The 22,078-nt window shown below is 68.8% G+C and carries 31 protein-coding genes; 27 read left to right on the top strand and 4 right to left on the bottom strand.

Annotation, left to right across the window (positions count from 1 at the left end):
• Positions 1-10 precede the first annotated feature (10 nt).
• The 8 genes from BLR21_RS43900 to BLR21_RS21710 all read left to right on the top strand — a co-directional run bounded on the left by BLR21_RS43900 (position 11) and on the right by BLR21_RS21710 (position 4,527).
• On the top strand, positions 11-142 hold the full coding sequence (locus tag BLR21_RS43900; protein ID WP_256334847.1) for a hypothetical protein: 132 nt from the start codon (positions 11-13) through the stop codon (positions 140-142).
• Positions 135-473 carry a hypothetical protein gene (locus BLR21_RS21740; RefSeq protein WP_090007637.1) on the top strand — a complete coding sequence of 113 codons (339 nt, stop codon included), beginning with the start codon at positions 135-137 and terminating at the stop codon, positions 471-473. Before BLR21_RS43900 ends, BLR21_RS21740 begins: the two co-directional genes overlap by 8 nt.
• Before the next feature lie 94 nt (positions 474-567).
• Positions 568-792, top strand: coding sequence for a hypothetical protein (locus BLR21_RS21735; protein ID WP_143027814.1), 225 nt, complete (start codon positions 568-570; stop codon positions 790-792).
• Complete coding sequence (locus BLR21_RS21730) at positions 789-1,835, top strand: hypothetical protein (RefSeq protein ID WP_090007635.1); 1,047 nt, start codon at positions 789-791, stop codon at positions 1,833-1,835. Before BLR21_RS21735 ends, BLR21_RS21730 begins: the two co-directional genes overlap by 4 nt.
• Positions 1,832-2,353, top strand: coding sequence for a zinc finger domain-containing protein (locus tag BLR21_RS21725; protein WP_090007634.1), 522 nt, complete (start codon positions 1,832-1,834; stop codon positions 2,351-2,353). The genes BLR21_RS21730 and BLR21_RS21725 overlap by 4 nt, the downstream gene beginning before the upstream one ends.
• Complete coding sequence (locus tag BLR21_RS21720) at positions 2,350-3,837, top strand: DNA cytosine methyltransferase (protein ID WP_218130922.1); 1,488 nt, start codon at positions 2,350-2,352, stop codon at positions 3,835-3,837. The genes BLR21_RS21725 and BLR21_RS21720 overlap by 4 nt, the downstream gene beginning before the upstream one ends.
• Positions 3,837-4,034, top strand: a complete 198-nt coding sequence (locus tag BLR21_RS21715; protein ID WP_090007633.1) for a hypothetical protein — start codon at positions 3,837-3,839, stop codon at positions 4,032-4,034. The genes BLR21_RS21720 and BLR21_RS21715 overlap by 1 nt, the downstream gene beginning before the upstream one ends.
• Entirely contained in the window at positions 4,015-4,527 is a 513-nt protein-coding gene (locus BLR21_RS21710; protein WP_176929733.1) for a WhiB family transcriptional regulator, read from the top strand. The genes BLR21_RS21715 and BLR21_RS21710 overlap by 20 nt, the downstream gene beginning before the upstream one ends.
• 53 nt (positions 4,528-4,580) lie before the next feature.
• Here BLR21_RS21710 and BLR21_RS21705 read toward each other — a convergent pair whose 3' ends face one another.
• Positions 4,581-4,781, bottom strand: coding sequence for a hypothetical protein (locus tag BLR21_RS21705; RefSeq protein WP_143027813.1), 201 nt, complete (start codon positions 4,779-4,781; stop codon positions 4,581-4,583).
• 234 nt (positions 4,782-5,015) lie between these two features.
• Here BLR21_RS21705 and BLR21_RS21700 point away from each other — a divergent pair, with 234 nt between their 5' ends.
• On the top strand, positions 5,016-5,372 hold the full coding sequence (locus BLR21_RS21700; protein WP_090007631.1) for a hypothetical protein: 357 nt from the start codon (positions 5,016-5,018) through the stop codon (positions 5,370-5,372).
• Between the two features lie 331 nt (positions 5,373-5,703).
• Here BLR21_RS21700 and BLR21_RS43895 read toward each other — a convergent pair whose 3' ends face one another.
• Complete coding sequence (locus BLR21_RS43895; RefSeq protein ID WP_256334846.1) at positions 5,704-5,838, bottom strand: hypothetical protein; 135 nt, start codon at positions 5,836-5,838, stop codon at positions 5,704-5,706.
• Between the two features lie 296 nt (positions 5,839-6,134).
• On the opposite strand from BLR21_RS43895, the gene BLR21_RS21695 reads away from it, so the two are divergent.
• The 13 genes from BLR21_RS21695 to BLR21_RS21640 all read left to right on the top strand — a co-directional run bounded on the left by BLR21_RS21695 (position 6,135) and on the right by BLR21_RS21640 (position 16,777).
• Positions 6,135-6,980 carry an adenylate kinase family protein gene (locus BLR21_RS21695; RefSeq protein ID WP_143027812.1) on the top strand — a complete coding sequence of 282 codons (846 nt, stop codon included), beginning with the start codon at positions 6,135-6,137 and terminating at the stop codon, positions 6,978-6,980.
• Positions 6,981-7,094: 114 nt separating this feature from the next.
• Positions 7,095-7,580 carry a helix-turn-helix domain-containing protein gene (locus tag BLR21_RS21690; RefSeq protein ID WP_090007629.1) on the top strand — a complete coding sequence of 162 codons (486 nt, stop codon included), beginning with the start codon at positions 7,095-7,097 and terminating at the stop codon, positions 7,578-7,580.
• A gap of 9 nt (positions 7,581-7,589) precedes the next feature.
• Complete coding sequence (locus BLR21_RS21685) at positions 7,590-8,192, top strand: hypothetical protein (protein ID WP_143027811.1); 603 nt, start codon at positions 7,590-7,592, stop codon at positions 8,190-8,192.
• 18 nt (positions 8,193-8,210) lie between these two features.
• A complete protein-coding gene (locus BLR21_RS21680; RefSeq protein WP_090007627.1) occupies positions 8,211-9,470 on the top strand; it encodes a PBSX family phage terminase large subunit in 1,260 nt (419 codons plus the stop codon).
• A gap of 76 nt (positions 9,471-9,546) precedes the next feature.
• A complete protein-coding gene (locus BLR21_RS41740; protein WP_143027810.1) occupies positions 9,547-10,362 on the top strand; it encodes a hypothetical protein in 816 nt (271 codons plus the stop codon).
• A 138-nt stretch (positions 10,363-10,500) separates the two neighbouring features.
• Complete coding sequence (locus BLR21_RS21670; protein ID WP_090007625.1) at positions 10,501-12,003, top strand: phage portal protein; 1,503 nt, start codon at positions 10,501-10,503, stop codon at positions 12,001-12,003.
• Positions 11,981-13,921, top strand: coding sequence for a phage minor capsid protein (locus tag BLR21_RS21665; RefSeq protein ID WP_090007624.1), 1,941 nt, complete (start codon positions 11,981-11,983; stop codon positions 13,919-13,921). Before BLR21_RS21670 ends, BLR21_RS21665 begins: the two co-directional genes overlap by 23 nt.
• Complete coding sequence (locus BLR21_RS41735; RefSeq protein ID WP_143027809.1) at positions 13,918-14,109, top strand: hypothetical protein; 192 nt, start codon at positions 13,918-13,920, stop codon at positions 14,107-14,109. The genes BLR21_RS21665 and BLR21_RS41735 overlap by 4 nt, the downstream gene beginning before the upstream one ends.
• Positions 14,110-14,239: 130 nt before the next feature.
• Positions 14,240-14,857: a hypothetical protein gene (locus BLR21_RS21660; protein WP_090007623.1), complete on the top strand. Its 618-nt coding sequence runs from the start codon at positions 14,240-14,242 to the stop codon at positions 14,855-14,857.
• A gap of 2 nt (positions 14,858-14,859) precedes the next feature.
• Positions 14,860-15,738, top strand: a complete 879-nt coding sequence (locus BLR21_RS21655) for a major capsid protein (RefSeq protein ID WP_045311419.1) — start codon at positions 14,860-14,862, stop codon at positions 15,736-15,738.
• Positions 15,738-16,013 (top strand): hypothetical protein, encoded by a 276-nt coding sequence (locus BLR21_RS21650; RefSeq protein WP_090007622.1) that lies wholly within the window; start codon positions 15,738-15,740, stop codon positions 16,011-16,013. The genes BLR21_RS21655 and BLR21_RS21650 overlap by 1 nt, the downstream gene beginning before the upstream one ends.
• Before the next feature lie 2 nt (positions 16,014-16,015).
• Positions 16,016-16,429, top strand: coding sequence for a hypothetical protein (locus tag BLR21_RS21645; RefSeq protein ID WP_143027808.1), 414 nt, complete (start codon positions 16,016-16,018; stop codon positions 16,427-16,429).
• 24 nt (positions 16,430-16,453) lie between these two features.
• Positions 16,454-16,777: a hypothetical protein gene (locus BLR21_RS21640; protein WP_090007620.1), complete on the top strand. Its 324-nt coding sequence runs from the start codon at positions 16,454-16,456 to the stop codon at positions 16,775-16,777.
• 14 nt (positions 16,778-16,791) lie between these two features.
• Here the strand turns inward: BLR21_RS21640 and BLR21_RS41730 are convergent, their stop codons facing one another.
• A complete protein-coding gene (locus BLR21_RS41730) occupies positions 16,792-17,700 on the bottom strand; it encodes a hypothetical protein (RefSeq protein ID WP_143027807.1) in 909 nt (302 codons plus the stop codon).
• Between the two features lie 60 nt (positions 17,701-17,760).
• Here BLR21_RS41730 and BLR21_RS21630 point away from each other — a divergent pair, with 60 nt between their 5' ends.
• The 4 genes from BLR21_RS21630 to BLR21_RS42645 are packed head-to-tail and all read left to right on the top strand — an operon-like array spanning position 17,761 to position 19,584.
• On the top strand, positions 17,761-18,129 hold the full coding sequence (locus tag BLR21_RS21630) for a minor capsid protein (protein WP_218130921.1): 369 nt from the start codon (positions 17,761-17,763) through the stop codon (positions 18,127-18,129).
• A complete protein-coding gene (locus tag BLR21_RS21625; RefSeq protein ID WP_090007617.1) occupies positions 18,126-18,560 on the top strand; it encodes a minor capsid protein in 435 nt (144 codons plus the stop codon). The genes BLR21_RS21630 and BLR21_RS21625 overlap by 4 nt, the downstream gene beginning before the upstream one ends.
• 11 nt (positions 18,561-18,571) lie before the next feature.
• Positions 18,572-19,087, top strand: coding sequence for a phage tail tube protein (locus BLR21_RS21620; protein ID WP_420843902.1), 516 nt, complete (start codon positions 18,572-18,574; stop codon positions 19,085-19,087).
• Positions 19,087-19,584 carry a DUF7426 family protein gene (locus BLR21_RS42645; protein WP_176929732.1) on the top strand — a complete coding sequence of 166 codons (498 nt, stop codon included), beginning with the start codon at positions 19,087-19,089 and terminating at the stop codon, positions 19,582-19,584. Before BLR21_RS21620 ends, BLR21_RS42645 begins: the two co-directional genes overlap by 1 nt.
• On the opposite strand, the gene BLR21_RS42640 is transcribed toward BLR21_RS42645, so the two are convergent.
• Entirely contained in the window at positions 19,581-19,808 is a 228-nt protein-coding gene (locus BLR21_RS42640) for a hypothetical protein (RefSeq protein WP_156213033.1), read from the bottom strand. The genes BLR21_RS42645 and BLR21_RS42640 overlap by 4 nt on opposite strands.
• On the opposite strand from BLR21_RS42640, the gene BLR21_RS21610 reads away from it, so the two are divergent.
• The gene (locus BLR21_RS21610; RefSeq protein ID WP_090007614.1) at positions 19,795-22,065 is read left to right on the top strand and encodes a phage tail protein; all 2,271 of its coding nucleotides are present in this window, start codon (positions 19,795-19,797) and stop codon (positions 22,063-22,065) included. The two genes, BLR21_RS42640 and BLR21_RS21610, sit on opposite strands and share 14 nt — an antisense overlap.
• Positions 22,066-22,078: the final 13 nt, after the last annotated feature.

The raw sequence follows: 22,078 nt of genomic DNA, 5'->3' as shown, positions 1-22,078 counted from the left end.
GAGCTGTCCTGTGCTCGCCGGGCTCGACCCCGCCGAGCGGGCCGTCGAGGTCGCCCGGCATCACCGCCTGCTCGCCGACCTTGGCGAGTGGGCTCGCTACCTCGACCACAACCCGCCGCGATGGGAGGTACCTCGTGACTGATCAGCTTCAGCTCGGCCTCGCCGACCGCAAACGCGGACAAGAGGCCAACCTCGCCGCCGCCGTGGCCGCGCACCGCCGCTACCGCGAAGCCGCTGAGATCGTGCTCGACGAGTTGGTCGCCTCGGGTCAGCCATTCACCGCCGAGGACATCCGCCGTGGTGTCCCTACGGGGATCGAGCCGCACTCGCCGAACGTGCTGCCGAGTCTGATCGGCAACTGGGCCGCCCGACGCCTAATCGTGCCCTGCGGCGAGTACCGCAGCCGACGCCGTAGTCGGCGAGCAAGCCGTAACCGCGTCTGGGTCGCGAACCCGGCGCAGTCGGCCGCGTAGCCAGTCCCACCCCGCATCACCACGAAGTCCGTCGCCGTCTTGCGGCGGGCGCGATGGCGCACGCCCGCGCTCGCCGCTTCCTGGGGGATTCACCGTGACCATCAGCTCTACCGGCGTGCCCGCCGAGCCGAGGCTGCTCGACGCGCTCGCCGTCGAGGCCGCTCTCGTCGGCCGTCGTCCGCTCGACCAGTTGGCGCCCGCCGAGGTCGCCGAGGTGACGCGCATCCTGCGCCGCCGAGCCGCTTGCACCCGCACACTTTCGGCTCGCTGGGCCGGCAACAGCACCGCGTCGCACCACTCGCGAGGTGCATCCGCATGAGCCGCGAACACGCACGCATCCTCACGGCGATTTGGCGTGACGACGACTTTCGCGCCCTCTCGCCAGAGGCACAGCGGCTGTACTTCCTGCTGCTCTCGCAGCCGACGATCAACCAGGCCGGAGTCTTGCCGCTCACGGTGAGCAGGTGGGCGCGCGGCTGCTCGGCGACCGACGTCGCCGACATCGAGGCCGCGCTCGCCGAGCTGGACCGCACCCGGTTCGTCGTGGTCGACGCCGACACCGACGAGGTGCTCGTGCGGGCATTCATGCGCAAGGACGGCGTAGCCAAGCAACCCAACGTGCTCAAGGCTGCGTTCCGGTTCGCTCTCGCGGTCGAGTCGCCGAGGCTGCGCGCCGTGCTCGCCGACGAGCTTCGTCGCCTCGACCACGTGCACGCCGACGCGGTCGCCGAGACCCTCGACGGCACCTCTACCTACCACCAGACGAAACCCACGAGCTCACGTTCGAACCCGTCCTCGCCTACCCCTGATGAACCTCCGTCGGAAGGGTTCGCAGAACCCTTCGCCGAAGGGTTCCCGTCAAACGCGGGGGTAGGGGGTAAGGGGAGTAGTCACCCAGACTCACTACCAACTCAAGAAAAGCGTCACGCGCGCACACGCACGCGAGGCGCCGGGGTCACCGCGGGCACTCTCGCCGCGACCGCCGTGCGCCCGGACGCCTACCGGCTCACCGCCGGGTGGCACAGCTCGGTCGGCACCCCGTACCCGACGAAAACCGTGCGGGCGCTCGGTAAGCAGGTCGACGGGCTGCTCGCCGACCGCGCCGACCCCGACACGGTCACGGCCGCGCTCGACCTGTGGCACGGCCGCCCCGGAGCCGCGCCCGGTCTGCTGCCCCACCTGTACGCCGACGCCGTCCGTACCCGGCACGTCGAGACCACGCCTCCGCCCGCCGGACTGTCCAAGCGGGATGCCAAGGCCGCCGGGTGGTTCGCGCTCGCAGCCGAATTCGAGCACGAGGGCCAGGACGACGGGCACGTCGTCGACGGCACGCTGCTCATGCTCGACGGGCCTCGGCGATGAACGCCGCCGAGGTCGCCCGGCTGCTCGGCATCGCCTCAACGCTCGACAACAAGATCAGCGCCGGAAGCACGATGCAGGTGCGGACGTGGGCGCACGTGCTCGACGACGTGCCGTACTCGGCCGCCGAGCGAGCGCTGCGCGAGCACTACCGCCGTAGCACCGAAACCGTGATGCCCGCCGACATCGTCGAGTCGTGGCGCAACGCCCGACGCGAGGACGCCGAGCGCGAGCACAACGCCGCACTGCGCGCCCGCAGCATTGAGCAGCGGCCCGAGGACCTCGTGCGCTCGATCCGCTCCGGAGTCGCACGCGTCACCGCCGCGCTCGCCCTCGCCCGTGGCGCTGATCCCGAGCACGTCGAGGCCGAGGCCGAGGCCCGCCGCGTGTACCTCGCCGTGCCCTGCCCGTGGTGCAAGGCCCAGCCGGGCGCCCGCTGCACCGGACCGGGCGGCAAGCCGCTCACCAAGCAACCCGCGCACGACGCCCGGCTCGCCGAGGCGTTCACCGCCGCGCGATGACTCACGACCTGGGGGACGAGATGGACACGCACAAGGATTTTGGGGCGGCGGCGCAGACCGGTCGCGGGCCGCTCCGCGCGCACGCGAGCGCGGTCTCACCGAACCTGGCATCGCCGCAGCCCGACGAGGCCTCGCCAGATTCACCACGTCCGGCGCCAACTTCGGTGAGACGAGACAACGTCGGCGACGCTGCTCGGCGCGAGGTCTGGCCGCCGGTAAGCCTCATTTATCGGAGGCCAGAAACACCCACCGGAACGGGCTCGGCGAGCGTCCTCGGCAACGTCGATCTGCTCGGCGACAACCCGACGATCGGGTCGTTGTTCTCCGGGTTCGGCGGGCTCGACCTCGGCGTGCAGGCCGCGCTCGGCGGCACCATCGCGTGGCACGTCGAGAACGACCCGGACGCTTCGGCGGTGCTCGCGCACAGGTTTCCGGGCGTGCCCAACCTCGGTGACATCACGGGCGTGGACTGGGAGCAGGTCGAGCGCGTCGCCGTGCTGCTCGGCGGGTTCCCCTGCCAGGACTTGAGCGCAGCGGGCCGGCGGGAAGGCCTGCGCCCGGACAACCGTTCGGGGCTGTGGTCCCAGATGGTCTACGCCGTGAGCGTCCTGCGTCCTCGGCTGGTCATCGCCGAGAACGTGCGAGGTCTACTGAGTGCGCGAGCCCATAGCCAGGTGGAACCCTGCACGTGGTGTCTGGGAGACGACGCAGGCCCAGCTATGCGGGCACTCGGCGTTGTTCTCGCGGACCTGGCCGACCTCGGGTACGACGCGGCGTGGTGTGGCTTACGCGCTGCCGAGGTGGGCGCCCCTCACGAACGCTTCCGGGTCTTCGTCGTTGCTGCCGACTCCGACCTCGTCGGATCGCTTCGGGCCGGGACACCACGGGGACGGCAGTCCGAACCTGCGCACGATGGTGCAGCTCTTGCCGACCGCGAGCGCCACCCCCTACGGCACCAACCAGTCGCCGACGCCCGGCGCGGCGGTGCGTCCGTCATTGGAGACGATCGCTCGCGAGTTCGTCGCGTCGACGCCGCTTCTGCCGACGCCCCGCACGGCGACCAAGCGCACCGGGGTCCGGTGGGCGCAGCGTCCAGCCGAGCAGGGCGGCGCCTCGGGGGCGAGCCTCGAACAGGCTCTCGAACTGGCCGCCGGGACGCTGCCGCACGAGTTCACGAGCTGGGACCAGGTTCCGGCCGCGTGGATTTCGGCGGCTACGCACCCGCCATCGCGAGATGGGAACACCTCCTCGGACGAGTCGCCCCTGCACCCACTGTGGACGGACGACGAGCCGACCGGGTCCTGAACCCGGCGTTCGTCGAGTGGATGCAGGGCGTTGAACCGGGCTGGGTAACTGCTGTGCCCGGCATCTCGCGCAGTGCCGCGCTGCGGATTCTCGGTAATGGCGTTGTGCCGCAACAGGTTTCGGCGGCGTTGCCGTGGCTGTTGGCCGCGCTCGCCGAGCCGGCAGGCGAGGCCGCGTGATGACCGACGAGACCCGCGCCGCGCTCACCGGCGTGGCCAAGACCCTCGACCGCGCGCTCGCCCACCACCAGGCCCGCGACCGGCACGACGCCGAGGTCGCGCTCGCGCGGCTGGTCGCCTACTCCCCGATCACGCAAGCGATCGACGACGCGCTCGACATCGTGCGGAGGCTGCTCGATGCTGCCCCGACTGCCTGAGTGGCAGATCCGAGCGGCGTGCAAGGGCCGCATTGACCTCGACTTTATCGAGCCGAAGTCGCCCGCCGAGGACGCCAAGTGTCGCGCGCTGTGCGCCGGGTGCCCGGTGCGCGAGCAGTGCCTCACCGCCGCGCTCGCGTCCGGCGAGGCCTGGGGGTTGTGGGGTGGGCTCGACGCCGAGGAACGCCTGCGGGTCGCCGAGCGCGACGGGCACGAGTTGCCCGCGGTGCTGCCCGCGCACGGCACGAACCCCCGCTACGCCAAGCACGGGTGCCGCTGCGACCTGTGCCGCACCGCCCACACCGACTACGAACGCACCCGCCGAGCCCTACGCCGTCGCCGGGCCGAGCCTGAACCCGAGCCGATCATGCTCGCCGAGGCGGTGCGGATCGGTCGCGTGTGGGCGGGCGCCGGGCAACTCTTGCTCCCCCTTCCCGGCGTGCCGAGGCCTCGCGAGGCGGAGCCCGTCGAGCTGCTCGCCTCGGCAGCGTGAGCCGAACCGGTGCGGTGCCGTCCGCGACAAGCTGCGGACGGCACTGTCTCCAGTTAGAACACACCGCTTTCGTGCAGCTTCACGACGGCGAGGACAAGGCCAGCGAGTCCCGTAGTACCCCACACCAACTTGAGTACCTTCACGGCGTCCGCTCGGCGTTGCTTGTCCGAATTGGACAGAGCGACGCGGGCGGCACAGCCGCTCACCGCGATGACAAAGACAACGCAGGCGACCAGCAGGGACAGAAGCAACATGGACACTCCCAGGACGGATGGAGTGTCCCGCCGCCTACGCCTCGCCTGCCGATCCGGCTTCGTAGTGCTGGGACTGCAATGGCTCCAGGGTCCTGGGTACCTGCAACGCTGGGACTCGGGCACGATCCCGTACTGCGCGTGCACCCACGAGGGTACCCCCGTACCCGACGACGTAGAGGCGTACGACGGCGTCGAGCTTGCAGAACAGAGCACACGGAACGCAGTATCGAACACATGGTCGACGTCCAAGCGGAGCAGCCCTCACCGCTGTGGCGTGTGTGCGATCCGCCCGAACTGGTGTGGGTCGACGTCGCCGAGGTCCACAAGAGAGCGATCGGGCAAGCCGTCGGAAGGCCGACAAGCCTGATCGCACATCGAGGCTTCAGCCCGCGAGCCTTGGCCGTGACCGACGGGCAGGGCTTCGCGAAGGGCGAGGTACACCGGTGGCTACGAGTCGCGAACAACTCATGGATGGGCCTGACCGCGTACCAACCGGGTGTGCCGTTCTTCGGCGAGGACTGGGTGCGTCACTGGGTCGCACGCGACTTCCTGCGTCCTAGGGCCGAGAGCGACGACGTCCCGCCGTTCTGATCGCTTCGCAGCCACAGATAGAGATGACTAAGTTACCTGCCGATCAAGTTAGACAACTCCATCTCTAACCCCATCTCTAACTTGACGGACAGACATCATGACGTCTGTCCAGACTTCATCGCTGGTCAAAAGCTGCGTAATAACATCGCACCTAACTTGACCTCATAACATCACGCCATTAATAGGTGCGGTAGTGTGATGCCGTCTCGGAGGTTCCGTAACGTTTCCGCTCTGAGCAACAGGGGGCAGCGACCGGACATCTCCCGGCCGAGGTGTTGCATCACCTCGACCGAGACCGGTCACCGCCCCCGTCAGGAAAGCGCTCGTGCTGCTAGGCCACCAGCGGGTAGCCGCTCTGTCCTAGCAGCGCGAAGCCCTGCAACACCAGGGCGCCCGCCAGGACCAGCGCGAGCCGCACCGTTCGGTGCACCTCGACGCAGCAACACTCCTTGGGTTTGCTTCCCATTCCACCTCCCTCTGCCGTCGACGATCTGACCACAGCAGATTAGTGTTGGGGTTTCGTGCCCACGAAACCGGGGTCCCATCCGAGTTTCGTTCGGACGAAACCCAGAACGTTTCGAGTTTCGCGTAACTCGAAACTCCGGGACGACCTCTGTTCAATTGAACGCAGAGCACCGCAGAGCACCGCAGAGCGGCACCGCCAAAGGGTTATCCACACCGGACTAAGGCGACGGCCGCACGTCCTCGTCGATGCAGGTCACGACCTCCGAGCCGGTGACATCGGCGGGCGACGGTCACAGGGTGATCACCTGTACCTCGCCGACCTGCGAGCACCCGACCGACCCCGAGGCCTACGTGTGCGGGGTGTGTCTCGGCAGGCTCGACGGCGACCTCGCCGACGTGGCCGACCTCGCCGAGGAACTCGACACCACGATCGCCCGGCAGGCGCGAACCGGGATGCCCGTCGGTTCGCGCAGTGCCGAGGTAGGGCTGCCGTACAACGACGGCGCCGCCGAGGTCGGTCGCGACCTGCGGTCGGTTCTGTCGACCTGGGTCCGTGACCTGTGGGAGACGCACGGGCCACGCCGCGTGGTCATCACCGCGGACAAGACCAGGGCGACCGAGCTGGACCCGCTGGACCTCGACGACACCCTCGCGGAGATGGCCGCGTGGTTGCGGCGCCACCCGTCATGGATCGAGTACCACCCTGCGGGCGGCGAGCTGGTCGACGAGATCGCCGACGCCGTCGAGCGGACCCGCCGAGCGGTCGACCTGGCTCCGGCACGGGTCTACTGCGGGCCGTGTCCGGACTGCGGCGCCGATCTCTACGCGCGCCCGGACCGCGAGACGGTTCGGTGCCGCGAGTGCGAAACCCGACACGAGGTCGAGGCGCTGCGGGCCGAGTTGCTCGATGCCGCGCGCGGGCACCTCGGAACGGCCGCCGAGATCGCCCGCGCGTTGCCGAAGCTGCTCGGCCGCGAGCTGTCGGCAAACTCGCTGCGCACGTGGGCACGAAGCGGCAAGCTCACTCGACGTGCGCCGGACGCGCAGGGCCAGCCCCGGTACCTGGTCGGCGAGGTGATCGACGTCGCGCTCGCGACCCCGACGAGGTCGCGTGTCACCCGCGCTGAGTCTTCATGTGCCTAAACTGCGAAACCGCAGCGGGTGAACTGTGCCCATCTCCCGGCACAACGGCCCCGAGACCCACCTCCCCCGGTCTCGGGGCCGTCGCATTTCTGGCCGCAGGCGAGGTGATTTCCCTTGCCTCGCAACCTGGTCACCGACGCCGACCGCGACCGCGTGCGCGAGTTGCACTCGGAAGGCAAGAGCCGCAACGACATCGCCCGTGTAACCGGGCGCTCGGCATCGACGGTGACCGTGATCGCCCGCGAGTTGGGCCTGTCGTTCGACCGCAGCAAGACGGCCGCCGCGACGCAGGCCCGGCAGATCGACAACCGCGCCCGGCGCACGGAGATCACCAGCAGGCTCTACGGCCGCGCCGAACAGGTGCTCGCCCGACTGGAGTCGCCGGGCTACAAGTTCACCGCGACGACGGTGCATGGCATCGAAACCAAGACCCTCGACCACGTGCCCGCGCAGGACGAGAAGTCACTCGCGAGCGCGCTGTCGACGCACCTCGGCGCAGCCGCCCGGCTCGAAGCGATCGACGCCGAGAAGGGCAGCGAGGGCGCCAAGAGCATGTTGGGCGGGCTCGCCGTGGCCCTGGGAATCGTCACCGCGCCGTAGGGTTCGCGGGTGACCGCCGATCAGGAGAGAAGCTCTGAATACTGGGCCGCGCGCGACCTCGCACAAAGTTGGGCGCAGGGCACGGCCCGCCAGGTGCAGCGACTTCGTGCAGCCGTCGAGCGGGCTTCCGCGCTCGACGATGCGTTCGCACGTGGTCAGGCTGGAGACCTCGACGCCTTCGACGATGCCGAGGTGTTCGGCGCTGCGTGGGTTGAGCAGCACCTGCTCGCCGTCGCCGTTCAGCAGTTCCACAAGTGGGCCGGACGAATGCTCACGGCGCGCGGAGAGGTGAGCCCGACCGAGGACCGGCTGATGCGCCTTGTGCGCAACAGCCTCGAACACCTCGACGAGGCTGTGCTCACCGGTGACGAGGCGTTGCCTGGTCCTACCGGCAATAGCTCGCTGCGCAGCCTGCCCGGTAGTCGTCTGTCTCTCCGCGTCGCGACCGGAACCGACCGCCTCATGATCTGCGGACTCGTCGACGTCGAGACGATCGAGCAGGCTTGCCGCGCTCTCGCCGAGGAGATCATCGACGACATCCTCGGTCCGTCTGACGATCTGTCGTTCGATCCGGCCGCCTTCATGTCGCCCGAGACCGAACCCGATAGGTAAGGCCGGTGAGGTGAGTCGTTGCAGGTCGACTCACCTTTATCACCGAAACAGCTCGAATCGCTGCGCGAGTCGACGACGCGCGTGTCGATCTGGTCCGGGGCTATCCGCAGCGGCAAGACCATCGCAAGCCTGCTGCGCTGGTTGATCTACGTCGCGAACGCGCCGCGTGGTGGTCAGCTCGTAGTCGTCGGCCGCACGCGGGACTCGGTGGCGCGCAACGTGTTCGCACCGCTGCAGGACCCGTCGCTGTTCGGGCCGATCGCCGATCTTGTGCACTACACGCCGGGGGCGCCTACCGCGCGCATCCTCGACCGCGTCGTGTACGTGCTCGGCGCGAGCGACTCGAAAGCCGAGAAGGTGCTGCGCGGCCTGACGTGCTGCGGTGCCTACGTCGACGAGCTAACCGTTATCTCAGAAGAGTTTTTCGTGCAGTTGCTCGGCCGGATGAGCGTCCCCGGTGCGCAGCTTTTCGCCACGACGAACCCTGACTCGCCGGCCCATTGGGTGCGGCGCCGCTACCTCGACCGGCTCGCCGATCTGCCCGACTGGCGATCGTTCGCGTTCACGCTCGACGACAACCCAGCGCTGACGGAGTCCTACAAAGACTCGATCCGCCGCGAGTACACGGGCCTGTGGTTCCGGCGGTTCGTCAAAGGCGAATGGGTCGCGGCCGAAGGGGCTGTGTTCGACATGTGGTCGCCCGCCGAGCACGTCGTGCCGTGGGCCGAGCTGCCCGACATGGCCCGACTGCTCGCCGTCGGGATCGACTACGGCACCACGAACCCGACGTCGGCGATTCTGCTCGGCGAGGGTATCGACGATCGGCTGTACCTGGTCGACGAGTGGCGCCACGACCCGGCGCACGCGCAGGCGCGGCTCACCGACGCGCAGCTGTCCGCCGGGCTGCGCGACTGGCTCACGCTTCCGCATCTGCCGCGCCCGAGTGCGCTGCGTCCGCAGTGGATCGTTGCCGACCCGTCGGCCGCGTCGCTGCGGGTGCAGCTCCACAACGACGGCGTCACCACGGCCGCCGCCGACAACGACGTCGCATACGGCATCCGCGTCGTATCGAGCCTGCTCGCCGAGAAGCGGCTCAAGGTCGCTGACCGGTGTACCGGGTTCGTCGCCGAGGCGCCCGGCTACGCGTGGGACGACAAGGCGACTACCAAGGGCGAGGACCGCCCGATCAAGGTCGCCGACCACTCGCTCGACGCCGGTCGCTACGCCATCACCACCACTGAGAACCTGTGGCGAGCAACCTTGGCGCTCGCCGCCTAACCGTCACGTCGAACTGTCAGACCTATCGGCTATCTTCCGTCGATCCAAGTCGATGTAGAGCCGTGGGAGTGTTCCAGTGACGGACTGGACTCAAGTTGGTGCCATCGCTACTGGCGCCGGAGCGCTTGTGACGGGTTTGAGCGCTGGGTTGATCGCCTGGCAAGCAAAGGAAACGAGGCGAACAGCCGAGGCAGGTAATGCCGGGGTCGAGGTCGGCCGTCGCTCACTTGAGGTTTCACAAGGCGTCGCAGTCGATTCGACGAAGGCCCGCCTCGATGCCCGCGCACCGCGTCTTTGGGTCAGGGCAGCGTCGACTCGCAATGAGGTCGTCATGGGTCATGGTGGAAGCGGACTTCCACAGCCGTGGCCAACAGAGCGAAGCTTTCGCCGGACGGATGACGACTTTCAGCAACTAATCTTGGGCGCTCAAGTCGATGTCAAGAACGAGGGAGATCGTTCGCAGCGTGTCTGGATCGATGGCGACACCGAGCTTCTCCGTCCTGAGGGCGGCAACATCACGCCCGGTTCAGGTCGCATCACTGTTTTCTTGAATCCAGGCGAAAGCTGCGAGTTCAGGCTGACAATCTCAAAGCCGCTTCACGAGTGGGCCGCAGCGTGGGACGCGCGCAAGGGAGGCAACACAGACGCAGCGAAGACCGTTGGCCACGTGATATGCAGCGATCCGTATGACGAGGGAGTGATCGACCGCTGGGCCATCGAGTTGTGGGCCTATCCGGTCGAGAACATCCCCGGTGATCTGGCGGGATGGAGGATCCGGAACGGCGGGACGAATCCGCCACTTGTCGATGTCGCCGTGTTGCAGCAGACGCGCGTCTACTACCTTTCAAAGCACGAAGATCGCAGGCTGGAAACACCGGCCTTGCCCGCGTGACTCGAACCCTCAATAGAGGAAAAACCAAGAAAGACAACTGAATACTGAATCACACGTTCACCTCCTCCTAGTAAGAGATTGGAGGGGTGAACGGTGAACTCATGGCCGCCTAAGCCTTTCGATCAGGCTGCGACCAAGATGCGCGAGTGGAACGCCTGGTACGTGGGCAAGGCCGAGGACCTCGCCGCGCACTACGGCAATGGCCCGGTGGTCCACTCGCGACCGTCGCAGTACCGGGGTGGCCTGGTCGGTGCGGTGAGCCGCTTCTTCTGGGGGCGCCCGGTCTCACCGCGTGGCCAGCAACGAACCCGCGTGCACATCCCGCTCGCCTCGGACCTGGCAACCATGTCGTCCGACCTGCTGTTCGCCGAGCCGCCCCGCGTGCGCGTCGAGAACTCCAGCGCGCAGGCGCGGCTCGACCGGATCATCAACACCCCGCAGACGCACAGCGCGTTGTTGGAAGCGGCCGAGGTCGCCGCCGCGCTCGGCGGGGCGTACCTGCGGGTGGTGTGGGACGGCGACGTTCGCCCGCACGCGATGCTCGACGCGGTCGACGCCGACGCCGCCGTGCCCGAGTGGCGTTGGAAGACGCTGCACGCGGTCACGTTCTGGCAGACCGTCGCACAGTCGGACGGCGCCGAGGTGCTGCGCCACCTCGAACGGCACGAAGCGGGCCGCATCGTGCACGCATTGCACCTGGGCACCGAGGATGAGCTCGGCCGCGCGATCCCGCTCACCGAGCACCCATCGACGGCGTGGGCCGCCGAGCTGGTCGACGCCAACGGGGCGATCGAGACCGGCACACGCCGACTGACTGCGGCCTACTGCCCGAACATCCGGCCGTCACGTGAATGGCGGTCGGTGCCCGCGCTGCGTCCGTTGGGGCGCAGTGACTTCGACGGCGTCGAGCCGCTGCTCGACGTGCTCGACGAGGTCTACTCGTCATGGGTCCGCGACGTCCGGCTCGCCCGCGCACGGCTGATCGTGCCAGCCGGATTCCTGCAACCGCTCGGCCCCGGTCAGGGCGCAATGTTCGACGACGACCAAGAGGTGTTCACCGAGCTGAACATGCTCACCGGTCGCAGCGAGTCCAAGCCGATCACCGCGACGCAGTTCGAGATCAGGGTCGCCGAGCACAAGGACACGGCCGAGCAGATCACGCACGACATCTTGCGGGCCGCCGGGTACTCGCCGTCCAGCTTTGGCGAGACCAACGGCCGCGCGACCGGGGTCACCGCGACCGAAGTCGTCGACCGGCGCGAACTCTCGGAGACCACTCGCGACAAGAAGTCGCGTTACTGGTCAGCTGCGCTCGCACAGATCACCGCGGCGTTGCTCGACGTCGACCGGCACGTGTTCGGCACGCCCGGCGTCGCCCTGGACGAGGACCCGGTCGTGAGCTTCGGCGACCAGGCGCAGGCCGACGTCGGCGACCTGGCGCGCACCGCGCAGGCGTTGCTCGCCGCCGAGGCCGCGTCGACCGACGTGCGGGTGCGGATCGTGCACCCCGACTGGGACGACGACCAGGTCGACGCCGAGGTCGCCCGGATCTTCACCGAGACCGGCCGCAACGTTCCCGACCCCGCCACCTGGCGAGGCCCGCAGGACGGGGGCGCTAATGGCCTGGGAACCGTCGCCTGAGGCCGACCCGCGCGACGTCGTCGAGCAGCTCGCCCGCGACATCCTCGCCGTGTTCACCGAGGCCGAGGCGCGGCTGCTCGCCGATATCGCCCGCCGCGCCCGCATCGGGCACGACGTACCGGAGTGGGCCGCTCAGAAAGCCTCTGCGGTGCGCGAGGTCCGGCTCGCCGTCGAGCGGATGCTCACCCAGCTACGCGCCGAGACCGGGACGGCCGCCGCCGAGGCGGTGCTCGCCGCCTGGCGCGCGGGCGCCGCCGCAGGCCTCGCGCAGCTCGCCGACGCCGGGGCACTCGACCGCTCGCAGCTCGCCGCACTGCGCGACGTGATCCCCGGCATGGACGCCGCCGCACTGCTCGCGGCCGACCTGACGTCGCGCCTCGACGCCTTGTATCTGCGGGTGCTGCGGTGGGCGCAGGACGCCTACCAAGTCGCGGTAGCCGCAGCAGCGCCGTTGCAGTTGCTCGGCATGGCGACGACCCGCTCGGCGCAACGCTCCGCCTGGGACCGGCTGGCCGCGCAAGGCGTGACCGGGTTCGTTGACCGGTCCGGCCGTGCGTGGAACCTGGCGAGCTACACCGAGATGGCCACCCGGACCGCGACCGCGCGAGCGTGGAACGACGGGCACCTCGCGCGCATGGAGCAGCTCGGTGTCGAGCTGGTCACCGTCTCGAACACCACCGACGGGTGCGAGCTGTGCTCTGTGTGGCAAGGAAAAATCCTTGCCAGGGCCGGCGATGCAGGCCGGCGGACCGTCGAGAACGAACTCACCGGCGAGCCGATCGAGGTCGAGGTCGCCGCCACCGTGGAGCAGGCCCGCGCCGCCGGGCTGTTCCATCCCAATTGCAGGCACACGCTGCTCCCGTACATCCCCGGCGTGACCCGGCTCGCCGCACCGGCCGAGCACGACCAGGCCGCCGAGGACGAACGCGAGCACCTGCGCGAGCTGGAACGCAAGGTACGGCGCGAGAAGCGCAAGGAGTCCGGCGCGCTCGACGACACCGACGCGCGCAAGGCGCAGGCCCGTATCCGCGAGCTGCAAGCCGAGATCCGCGAGCACGTCGACGCCACCGGGTTGAACCGCAAGCGCTACCGCGAGCAGACCAACCTCGGCCACGGCACCGCGGGCACAGCCCGCGCCCGCCGCAAGTCCGTCGACGAGCAGGTCGCCGAGGGCACCGTCGAGCAGGCGCGACTCGACGCCGTCGCAGCCGAGCAGGCACGGCGACGCGAGCAGGAACGCCTCGCCGCTGAGCAAGCCGAGCAGGCGGCGCGCGAGCAGCTCGCCACCGAGCTGGCCGCGCTCACCGACGACGACCTCGACGCCCGACTCGCCGAGGTCGCCGACGACGAGGACGCAGTCGACGCGGTGCTCGCCGAGATGGACCGCCGACAGGCCGAGGCCGACGCCGCCGAGGCCCGCCGCGAACGCGACCGGGAACAACGCGAGCAGCAGCGCGAGCAACGCCGCGCCGAGCAGCTCGCCGAGTACGAACGCCTTGTCGCCGACGGCATGGACGACGAACAAGCGTGGGCGCAGGCCACCGGCACCACGGTCGAGAAGCTGCACCGTGAGGACGCCATCCGGCGACTACGCGCCGACGGCTACACCGGACGAGGGTTCGACGAGTTGGCCCGTGCCGCGTATCGCGACTACGTCGCCGAACAGGTTTGGCAGGCCGAGGCCGACACCAACGGCTACCTGCTCAACAACGCAGGCGAGGCCGCAGGCGTCGACCCGCGCGAGCTGTTCACCGGCCCCGTTCGCCGGGCGCGCAAGTGGGCATCCGACGAGCTGCTCGGCTGGTGGGACGACCACGGCCGCATGTCCTTCGACGAGTACGCCGCATGGCTGCTCGGCAACGCCGCCATCGCCCGCGACGCCGGGCGCCGCACCGGCGGGGAGGACTGGTTGCAGTGACCCGCACCGCCGATGTCCTCGCCGCCTACGACGCCGGACGGCTCGCCGCCGAGCAACGGCGACCAGCCTCGAACCCGTACCGGACCGCTGAGGGGGCAACTCGAGCTCCCGCTCGATCGCTCGCTATCGCGTGGCGGGCCGGGTTCCGCCGAATCACCGCCGCGTTGCCCGTCGACTACGCGACCTAGCCGCGCGACCGCTTTCTCCCCACAAGATGTGGTCAATACCCCTGGGTATCAACCACATCTTGTGGTGCGCCCGCCGCTCGGCTCGGCGCACTGTCTCCCCTTCCCCACTGCTGGCCTAGGAGGTCTGCCCATGTCCGCACCCGTCTCCGCCGAGACCGGCGAGGGTGCCCCGACCGAGACGTTGCCGGAGTCCACCGGCGACCCGATCGCCCCGCCGCCTGGCGACGAGGGCACCGGCGCAGCGACCACGCCGCCGGAGCAGAACGCGCCGGACGTCGAGGCGCTGCGCGCTGAGCTGGACGAGTGGCGCAGCAAGGCCGAGGGGCAGCAGGGCGTCGTCGACAAGATCGCCGCCGCACTCGGCATCGGCACCGCGGGCACCCCGCCGACCGTCGAGCAGGTCACCGACCAGCTCACCGCCGCGCAGACCGAGGCGCGCGAGCGCGCGGTCGACCTGGCCGTGTTCCGAGCCGCGCCCGCCGCGAACGCCGACCCCGACGCGCTACTCGACTCGACCGCGTTCCGGCGCCGCGTCGCCGACCTCGACCCCGCCGACGCGAAGTTCGGCGAGCAGGTCGCCGCCGCCATCGCCGACGCCGTGAAGGCAAACCCAAGGCTCGCAACAACTCCCGCCGCTCCGCAGCGCAGCGGCGGAGAGATCACCGGCGGCTCGCCGACCACCTCCGACGACCTCGGCTCGCTGTCGGTCGAGGACTACATCAAGCGCACCCGGAAGAGGGGTAACTGACCTTGCCCAACCAGCTTCTCACCGTGGACGTGATCGCCCGCGAAGCGATCGCGACCCTGTACGAACAGACCGTCATGGCAGGGCTCGTGCACCGTGACTACGAAGGCGACTTCACGGGCAACAGCGGTGACACGATCACGATCCGCAAGCCTGCTGTGTTCCAGGTCAACGAGTTCAACCGTCAGACCGGAATCCAGTTGCAGGAGGCCCGCGAGGGCTCGACCACGCTCACGCTCGACAAGGTCCCCGACGTGTCGTTCGCGGTCACGTCCGAGGACTGGACGATGCGCATTACCGATTTCCGTGAGCAGTTCCTACAGCCTGCGATGGAGGCCATTGCGCAGTACGCCGACCGGCTCGTGCTCGGCCTGCGCGCCGACATCACGCAGACCGTCGAGTACAACGCGACGGCACCTAACCCGTCGGATGTACTGGTGGACGCCGGGCTGATCCTCAACAGCGCGAACGTTCCGACCGCTGAGCGCCGGGCGGTCGAAAGCCCGACGTTGACGGCACTGTTCCAAAAGGACCCGCTGTTTGTTCAGGCGCAGCAGGTCGGCGACGACGGGACCGCGCTGCGCGAGGCCTCGATCGGCCGCAAGCGTGGTTTCGACAACTACATGAGCCAGAACATCAAGGACGACGTTTCGGTCGCGTTCCGGCGCGAGGCGTTCGCCCTCGCAACCCGCACGATGGCGCTACCGCGAGGCATCGGCGCCGGGCAGGGCTCCGTCGTGAACTACAAGGGCCTTGGCCTGCGGGTGATCTACGGCTACGACATGAGCAAGAAGCAGGACGTCGTCAGCATTGACGCGCTCATGGGCGTCAAGACGCTGGACCCCAAGCGCGCCGTTCTGATCAAGCGCAAGGCGGGTGCCTGATGCTCTCCTACCGCAACCGCCGCACCGGCGAGGTGCACGTGCCCGAACCGGGCTCGTGGATGGCCGACCGGCTCGACGGGCTCCCGCAGGTGTGGGAGCCCGTCGAGTCCGTCGAGGGCACCCTGCCCCCGGTGAGGCCGGCCCGCAGCGCCCGCAAGTCCGAATGGGTCGCCTACGCCCTGACGCGCGGCTACACCCGCGAGGACGCCGAGAGCCTCTCGCGCGACGACCTCGCCCGGCTGCTCGACGACCCCGACGCCGAACCCGAGGCGTAGCCGTGCGGGTGTACGCCACTGTGGACGAGCTGCGCGACTACGCGGGCGCCCACGTGGTCACCGAGGACTCGCCGCGACGCCTCGCCCGTGCCTCGGAGCTGGTCGACTCGCACCTGCTCGCCGCCGTGTACGCGGTCGACGCGCAGGGCTACCCGACCGGCGCCGAGGAACGCGACGCGCTGCGCCGCGCGACCTGCGCGGTGGTCGAGTGGTGGCACGAGACCGGCGACCCGGTCGGCGCCGCCGGGCAGTACAGCGAGTCGCAGATCGGCACGGTTCGGCTCAAGCGTGCCGACCCCGCCGTGCCGTCCGACATCGCACCGAACGCGGTGCGCATCCTCACCACGGCTGGGTTGCTCTCGCAGTTCCCGATCGCGCCGGATCGGTGGGCAACTGGTTACGGAAAACCACTGTGACACAACAGGTTACGAGGTGAAGCCGTGCAGATTCCCGCCGTGCTGCTCCCGCACACCGTCACCGTTCGCCCCTACCTCGGCACCGGCGCCTACGGCGACGTGTGGGGCGACCCGGTCGTCGTCCGCGAGGTGTTCGTCGAGGACCGGCGCCGCCTGGTCCGCAACCAGTCCGGCGAGGAACTCGTGAGCGAGTCCACCGTGCGCACGCGACCGGGCGTGCGCATCCCGGTCAGCTCGAAAGTCACCGTCTGGCAGGGAACACCGCTCGAACGCACCGGGCGCGTGATCACCACGAGCGTATTCGAACACCTGTCGACGTGGTCGCACATCGAGATCGCGCTGTCGTGACCGCGACCGACGAATCAGTCCTCGGGCAGGTTTTGCATTTTCCAGTTCATCGCTTCGTCGTCGGCGATAGCAGCACTTCGCGTGTAGCCGCATACGACACAGGTACCGGCACCGATTCCCATTCCAAACACGTCGGAGCTGCCGCATACCATCGTGTCGTTCCAACACACCGGGCACTCCTGAAGTGGCTCGGAAGTCAACCGGTCCTTTGGGTCAAACGGCAGGTAGTCATCAGCGGTTTCGATTCTACGCGCGACCTCCTCGTCACCTAGGAATGTCACGTAATCAGCTGCACTGCCCTGTAGCCACGCGTCACGAGCGTGTTCCGTTAGCAACTGGTCGTCAATTTCCTCGTTTAGGAATCCGCCCAATATCGGGTGTTCGGACAGCGCGACGAGAGCCTCAACGTGGGATATGTTGAGTTCGCCTTTCGAAAGTCGGCCATGACGTACCGGGTAGACGATCTCGATCGCAGCACGCAGGGTCACGGTGTCGATCTTCACCACGTCATGCGGAGGATAACTGTCCCAATGCGGAATCTGAGACGGCTTCGGCTCATCGACCGCAGACCACCGCGACACCGTAAGCGTGATGACACCCGCGCTGTCTACACTGATTCCAACCACGCGCACCCGATAACGATCCAGTTTTTCGGTCGGATCGGTTGTGGAACCGTTCTTCGCTTTCTCTGAAAGAACATCCAGAAGACCCTTTGCCGCTTTCACCTGTTTGCCGGAAAGTTCGTCACCCGGCCACGCGCTAGCGACAATCGCCGCCAAACCGTTGTTGAGCGCAGTGTCGTAGAGCGCCTCAACGCCCGCGACATCGCGACTCTTCTTCACAACGTAGGCACATCTCGAATAGTGGTAGCTCCGATAGAACTCGATTGACGGCTGGTGCAGCGGCGTTTGCGGGGTCGACATCGGTCAATGATGCCCCTCCGGCGCGCCTTCTTCCAGCGAGATTCACGGCAGGAGGAGAACGTGCCAGTAGAGGTCACGGGCAGTGGTCAGGTGCGCGTCGAGTGGAGCGGCGCGGCTGTCACTGAGCAGGCCCGCCAGGGCGCCGCGCGCGGCCTGGCGCTCGGCGCCGAGCACGTGCGCGGCGTGTCGGTGGACCTGGCGCCGCTGGACACGGCGGCGCTGCGGAACTCGGCGACGGCGAGCCACGACCCCGACGCGCTCACCGCGGCCGTTTCCTACGACACCCCGTATGCCGCAAGGCAGCATGAGGAACTCGACTACCACCACCGCACCGGTGGGCCGAAGTACCTCGAACGTGCGCTCGCGTCCGAGGCCGACGTCGTCGCCCGCCTGGTGCAGGCGCAGCTACGCAAGGCGCTCGGCACGTGAGCTGGACGCGCACCCTCGCGCACGGCCTCGCCGAGCACCTCGCCGCCGAGGGCATCGGGATCTACCGCCGGGCCGGCAGCTACCTCGAATCCGAGGTCGGCATCGTCATCGGCACCGTGCCCGCCGCACCGGCGCGGGTCCTGGTGCTCTCCCTGTATCCGCTGGTCGACGACGTCGACCAGGCCGACAGCGTGCTCGGCCTGCAAGTCCGCACCCGCTGCGGCGGACCCGACCCGCGCGAGGCACTCGACCGACTCGACGACGTGTTCGACCTACTGCACGGCGCGACTCACCTCGACCTCGGCGGCGCCTTGGTCCACCTCGCGATGCGCACCTCGTCGGTGCCGATGAGCCGCGACCAGTCCGGCCGCTACGAGCACGCCGACACCTACCAACTGACCGCCCATCGGCCCAGCCGACACCGCAGCTAGGAGGCTGCCTAGTGGCTCTACGTTCTTTGCTGGCAAAGGATTGGACCCTTGAAGTCGACACCCGTGCCGCAGGGGCGACCGCACCCCAGTGGACGCGCATCGGTGGCTTGACCAGCTTCACCGAGACCACCGACGACAACACCGAAGACGACGGCTCGTTCGACGATGACGGCTGGGGTAGTTCCGTTGTCACACAACGGACCTGGTCGATCGAGGCCGAGGGCAAGCGCAAGCGCACCGACGCGCAGGCGTTCACCCCGGACCCCGGACAGGAAGCCATCCGCAAGGCCGCGCGCATCGTCGGGTTCGCCGCGAACCTGCACGTCCGCTGGTACCGCAAGGACGGCTCACCCGACGCCTACGAGGGCACCTCGACGGTGTCCGGGTTCACCAAGGGTGGCGGCAAGACCGACCTTGAGCCGTTCAACTTCACCCTGAACGGGCAGGGCGCCCCGGTCGAGATCCCCAACCCAGCAACAGCCCCGGCGGGCACGAGCGTCGCCGAGACGGGCAAGGAGGTCGCCTGATGGCGTTCGTTGATCTGTCAGAGGTGCTCGACGCTGATCTGTCGTTGCCCTACAAGGGAAAGACCTACGTCGTGCCACCGGTGGACGCCGAGACCGGTCTGCGGTTTCAGCGGCTCGCTGCTGTGGCGGCGCAGGCCGCGAAAGCCGCCGAGGCCGGCATCTCGTTCAACCCCGACGAGGTCGCGCTCGACGACGACGAAGAGGCCGACCTGTTCGCGCGGGCGCTCGGCCCGGTCTACGACGAGATGCTCGCCGACCGGGTGCCGTGGCCGGTGCTCAAGGTCGCGGGCATGACGGCGTGGCTCGATGCCGCGTTCAACCGGGAGACCGCAGAGGCCTACTGGAACGCGGCAGGCTCCCCAAACCAGACGGCCGGGAATCGGACGACGCGACGCGCGGCGGACCGATCGACCCGGCGACAGGGCTCCGCGAGTGGTACGACCCGGACCCGCTCGACCACGACGAAGGCGACGGCCGCACGTGGGCGGAAGTCCTAGAACGCCGGCAGCTCGTCGAGGCTGACCTGCATCAGGTCTACGGCGTCGACGTCGAGTCGGGCATTCTCGCCGCCCGGTCGTGGCGGTGGCTGCGGGTCCGCGTCGCCGGGCTGCTGTCCTGCGAGTCCAGGCTCGCCCGCGCGTTCGCGCCCCCGGAACACCAGCCGCGCCACCGGTAGGCGCCCGTCCAGCCGCCGGGGGTGATGCCCCGTGGCGTTGACCATCGGCGAACTGGTCGGGTTCCTCAAGATCGACGGAAGCGGCTGGAACCGAGGCCTCGCCAAGAGCCGAGGCGACCTCGACAAGTTCAGCCGCGACGCCAACGGCCGCCTGCGGGACCTGCGCGGGCGGTTCGTCGCCGAGGGCGAGGCCTCGGGCAAGGGGTTCGGCGCCGGGCTCGGCAGGCTCCGCGAGTACGCCGACAAGGTCGAGGACGTCGGCAACCGGGCGGGCACGTCGTTCGGGCGCCTCGCGCTGTCAATGTCCAACGTGGCGACCGCGTCGTCGGTCGTGCACGGGGTCGTGCCGATCGTCGCCTCGCTCGGCGGCGCCCTGGCGCTGCTGCCCGCTATCGGTGTCGCGGTCGGTGTCGGCATGTTCGCCGCCAAGGTCGGCATGTCCGGGTTCGGCGATGCCATGTCCTCAATGGACGATCCGGAGAAGTTCGCGCAGAGCCTCGAAAAGCTCTCGCCCGCAGCACGTTCTACCGCGCTCGCCGTGCGGGACCTCGCTCCGGCGTGGAAGGCCGTCAAGCAGGAGACGCAAGAGAACCTGTTCGCCGGGCTCGCCGACGACATGCGGGCACTCGGCAGCGGCTACCTGCCCGTGCTGAAATCCGGGCTATCGGGGATCACCGCGGAGTTCAACACCGCAGCGCGCGGGACGGCCGGTTTCCTCGCCGAGGCCAACCAGGTACAGACCGTCTCGGGGATCTTCGGGCAGATCCGGACGTCGATCGGCAACACCACCACGGTGGTGCAGCCGCTCGTGTCGATCCTGCTCGACCTGGTCGCGGTCGGGACGACGTTCCTGCCCGGCATGACGGACGGGTTCGGCTCGGCCGCACAGTCAGCGGCCGAATTCGTAAGCCAGGCAAGGGAAAGCGGTCGGCTCGGCGAGTGGATCTCGGCCGGCATTTCCACGCTGGGGCAGCTCGGCGACGTGTTCGGCAACCTGTTCGGCATCGTGGGCGCCGTCTACGGCGCGTTGGACACCGGCGGGGCGAGCCTGCTCGACACGCTCACGCGGGTCACGGGCATGGTGCGCGGGTTCCTGGAGTCGTTCGAGGGACAGCAAGCGCTCGCCTCGCTCGCGTCACTGCTCGGCACGGTCTCGGGCGTGGTCACCGGCGTGGTGCTGACCGCGCTGCGGCAACTCGCCCCGGTGGTCGTCGCGCTCGTGCCCGGTTTCGCGCAGCTCGCGACGCAGCTCGGTTCGGTGCTCACCGCCGCCCTGATCGTCGCTACTCCGCTGCTGCTGGACCTGGCGACGTTCCTCTCGGAAAACATGGTGTGGCTCGGCCCGCTCGCGATCGGTCTTTACGCTGCGGCGCAAGCGTTTCAGGTCGTCGGCGTCGCCGTCCGCGTGCTGAACGTCCTCATGATGATCAACCCGTGGGCGCTGCTGGTCGCGGCAACGATCGCACTCGTCGTGCTGATCGTGACCAACTGGGACACCATCGTTGCGGCCGTCGGCGCCGCCTGGGACTGGCTGGTTCAAGCCGGACGCACAGCGTGGGAATGGATCGTCAACGCCGTGAAGTCGGCCGTCGACTTCCTGCTGTGGCTGTTCCTCAACTGGTCCCTGCCGGGCCTGATCATCAAGCACTGGGACCTCATCGTTGCCGGGGTCCGGCTCGCGGTGCAGTGGGTGCTCGACGCGGTCGGCTGGCTCGGCTCGCTGCCCGCCAAGGTGGGCGCCTGGTTCGGCCAGGTCAAGGACTGGATCGTTCAGAAGTGGTCCGAGGCGGTCGACTGGCTGCGGGGCATCCCGCAGCGCATCCTCGGCGCGCTCGGCGACCTCGGCCGTCTGCTGCACGACACCGGCGTGAACATCATCCGAGGCCTGCTCAACGGCTTCTCCTCGATGGCGGGCGCCATCCGCGACAAGCTGCTCGGGATGGTCAAATCGGCGTGGGGGTCGGTGCTGGACTTCTTCGGCATCCGCTCACCGTCGAGGCTCGCAGCCGAGGCAGGCGTGCACGTCGGCGAGGGGCTCGTCGTCGGACTTGGCCGCATGTCGGGTGCGGTGGACCGCGCTTTCCTTGACATGGCAGCACTTCCGCCGATTCCCAAGGTGGTCATTCCGGCGCCACGGCTTGCCACGCCGACCGGTACAGGCTCGGGCTCGCTGGATCCGTTCGACCCGCGTCGTGCTGCGGGTCCGGTGGTGCACGTGACCAACCACTACCCGCAGGCCGAACCGACCTCGACGACGGTCAACCGATCGTTGCAGTACGCGGGCGCGCTGGGGGTGATCTGACCTGGCGACGTAC

Source organism: Lentzea albidocapillata subsp. violacea, assembly GCF_900100275.1.
GTDB classification, from domain to species: Bacteria; Actinomycetota; Actinomycetes; order Mycobacteriales; family Pseudonocardiaceae; genus Lentzea; species Lentzea violacea.
Note: the sequence above shows the minus strand (reverse complement) of the source record. Positions and strands in the feature narration are given on the sequence as shown.

Coding starts and splice junctions, on each gene's coding strand:
- BLR21_RS43895 (WP_256334846.1), bottom strand. CDS start 5,838: ATGGGAAGCAAACCCAAGGAGTGTTGCTGCGTCGAGGTGCACCGAACG.
- BLR21_RS21670 (WP_090007625.1), top strand. CDS start 10,501: ATGCGCGAGTGGAACGCCTGGTACGTGGGCAAGGCCGAGGACCTCGCC.
- BLR21_RS41730 (WP_143027807.1), bottom strand. CDS start 17,700: ATGTCGACCCCGCAAACGCCGCTGCACCAGCCGTCAATCGAGTTCTAT.
- BLR21_RS21665 (WP_090007624.1), top strand. CDS start 11,981: ATGGCCTGGGAACCGTCGCCTGAGGCCGACCCGCGCGACGTCGTCGAG.
- BLR21_RS21660 (WP_090007623.1), top strand. CDS start 14,240: ATGTCCGCACCCGTCTCCGCCGAGACCGGCGAGGGTGCCCCGACCGAG.
- BLR21_RS21730 (WP_090007635.1), top strand. CDS start 789: ATGAGCCGCGAACACGCACGCATCCTCACGGCGATTTGGCGTGACGAC.
- BLR21_RS21720 (WP_218130922.1), top strand. CDS start 2,350: ATGACTCACGACCTGGGGGACGAGATGGACACGCACAAGGATTTTGGG.
- BLR21_RS42640 (WP_156213033.1), bottom strand. CDS start 19,808: ATGGTCAACGCCACGGGGCATCACCCCCGGCGGCTGGACGGGCGCCTA.
- BLR21_RS21700 (WP_090007631.1), top strand. CDS start 5,016: ATGGTCGACGTCCAAGCGGAGCAGCCCTCACCGCTGTGGCGTGTGTGC.
- BLR21_RS21705 (WP_143027813.1), bottom strand. CDS start 4,781: ATGTTGCTTCTGTCCCTGCTGGTCGCCTGCGTTGTCTTTGTCATCGCG.
- BLR21_RS21710 (WP_176929733.1), top strand. CDS start 4,015: ATGCTGCCCCGACTGCCTGAGTGGCAGATCCGAGCGGCGTGCAAGGGC.
- BLR21_RS42645 (WP_176929732.1), top strand. CDS start 19,087: ATGGCGTTCGTTGATCTGTCAGAGGTGCTCGACGCTGATCTGTCGTTG.
- BLR21_RS21650 (WP_090007622.1), top strand. CDS start 15,738: ATGCTCTCCTACCGCAACCGCCGCACCGGCGAGGTGCACGTGCCCGAA.
- BLR21_RS21725 (WP_090007634.1), top strand. CDS start 1,832: ATGAACGCCGCCGAGGTCGCCCGGCTGCTCGGCATCGCCTCAACGCTC.
- BLR21_RS21715 (WP_090007633.1), top strand. CDS start 3,837: ATGACCGACGAGACCCGCGCCGCGCTCACCGGCGTGGCCAAGACCCTC.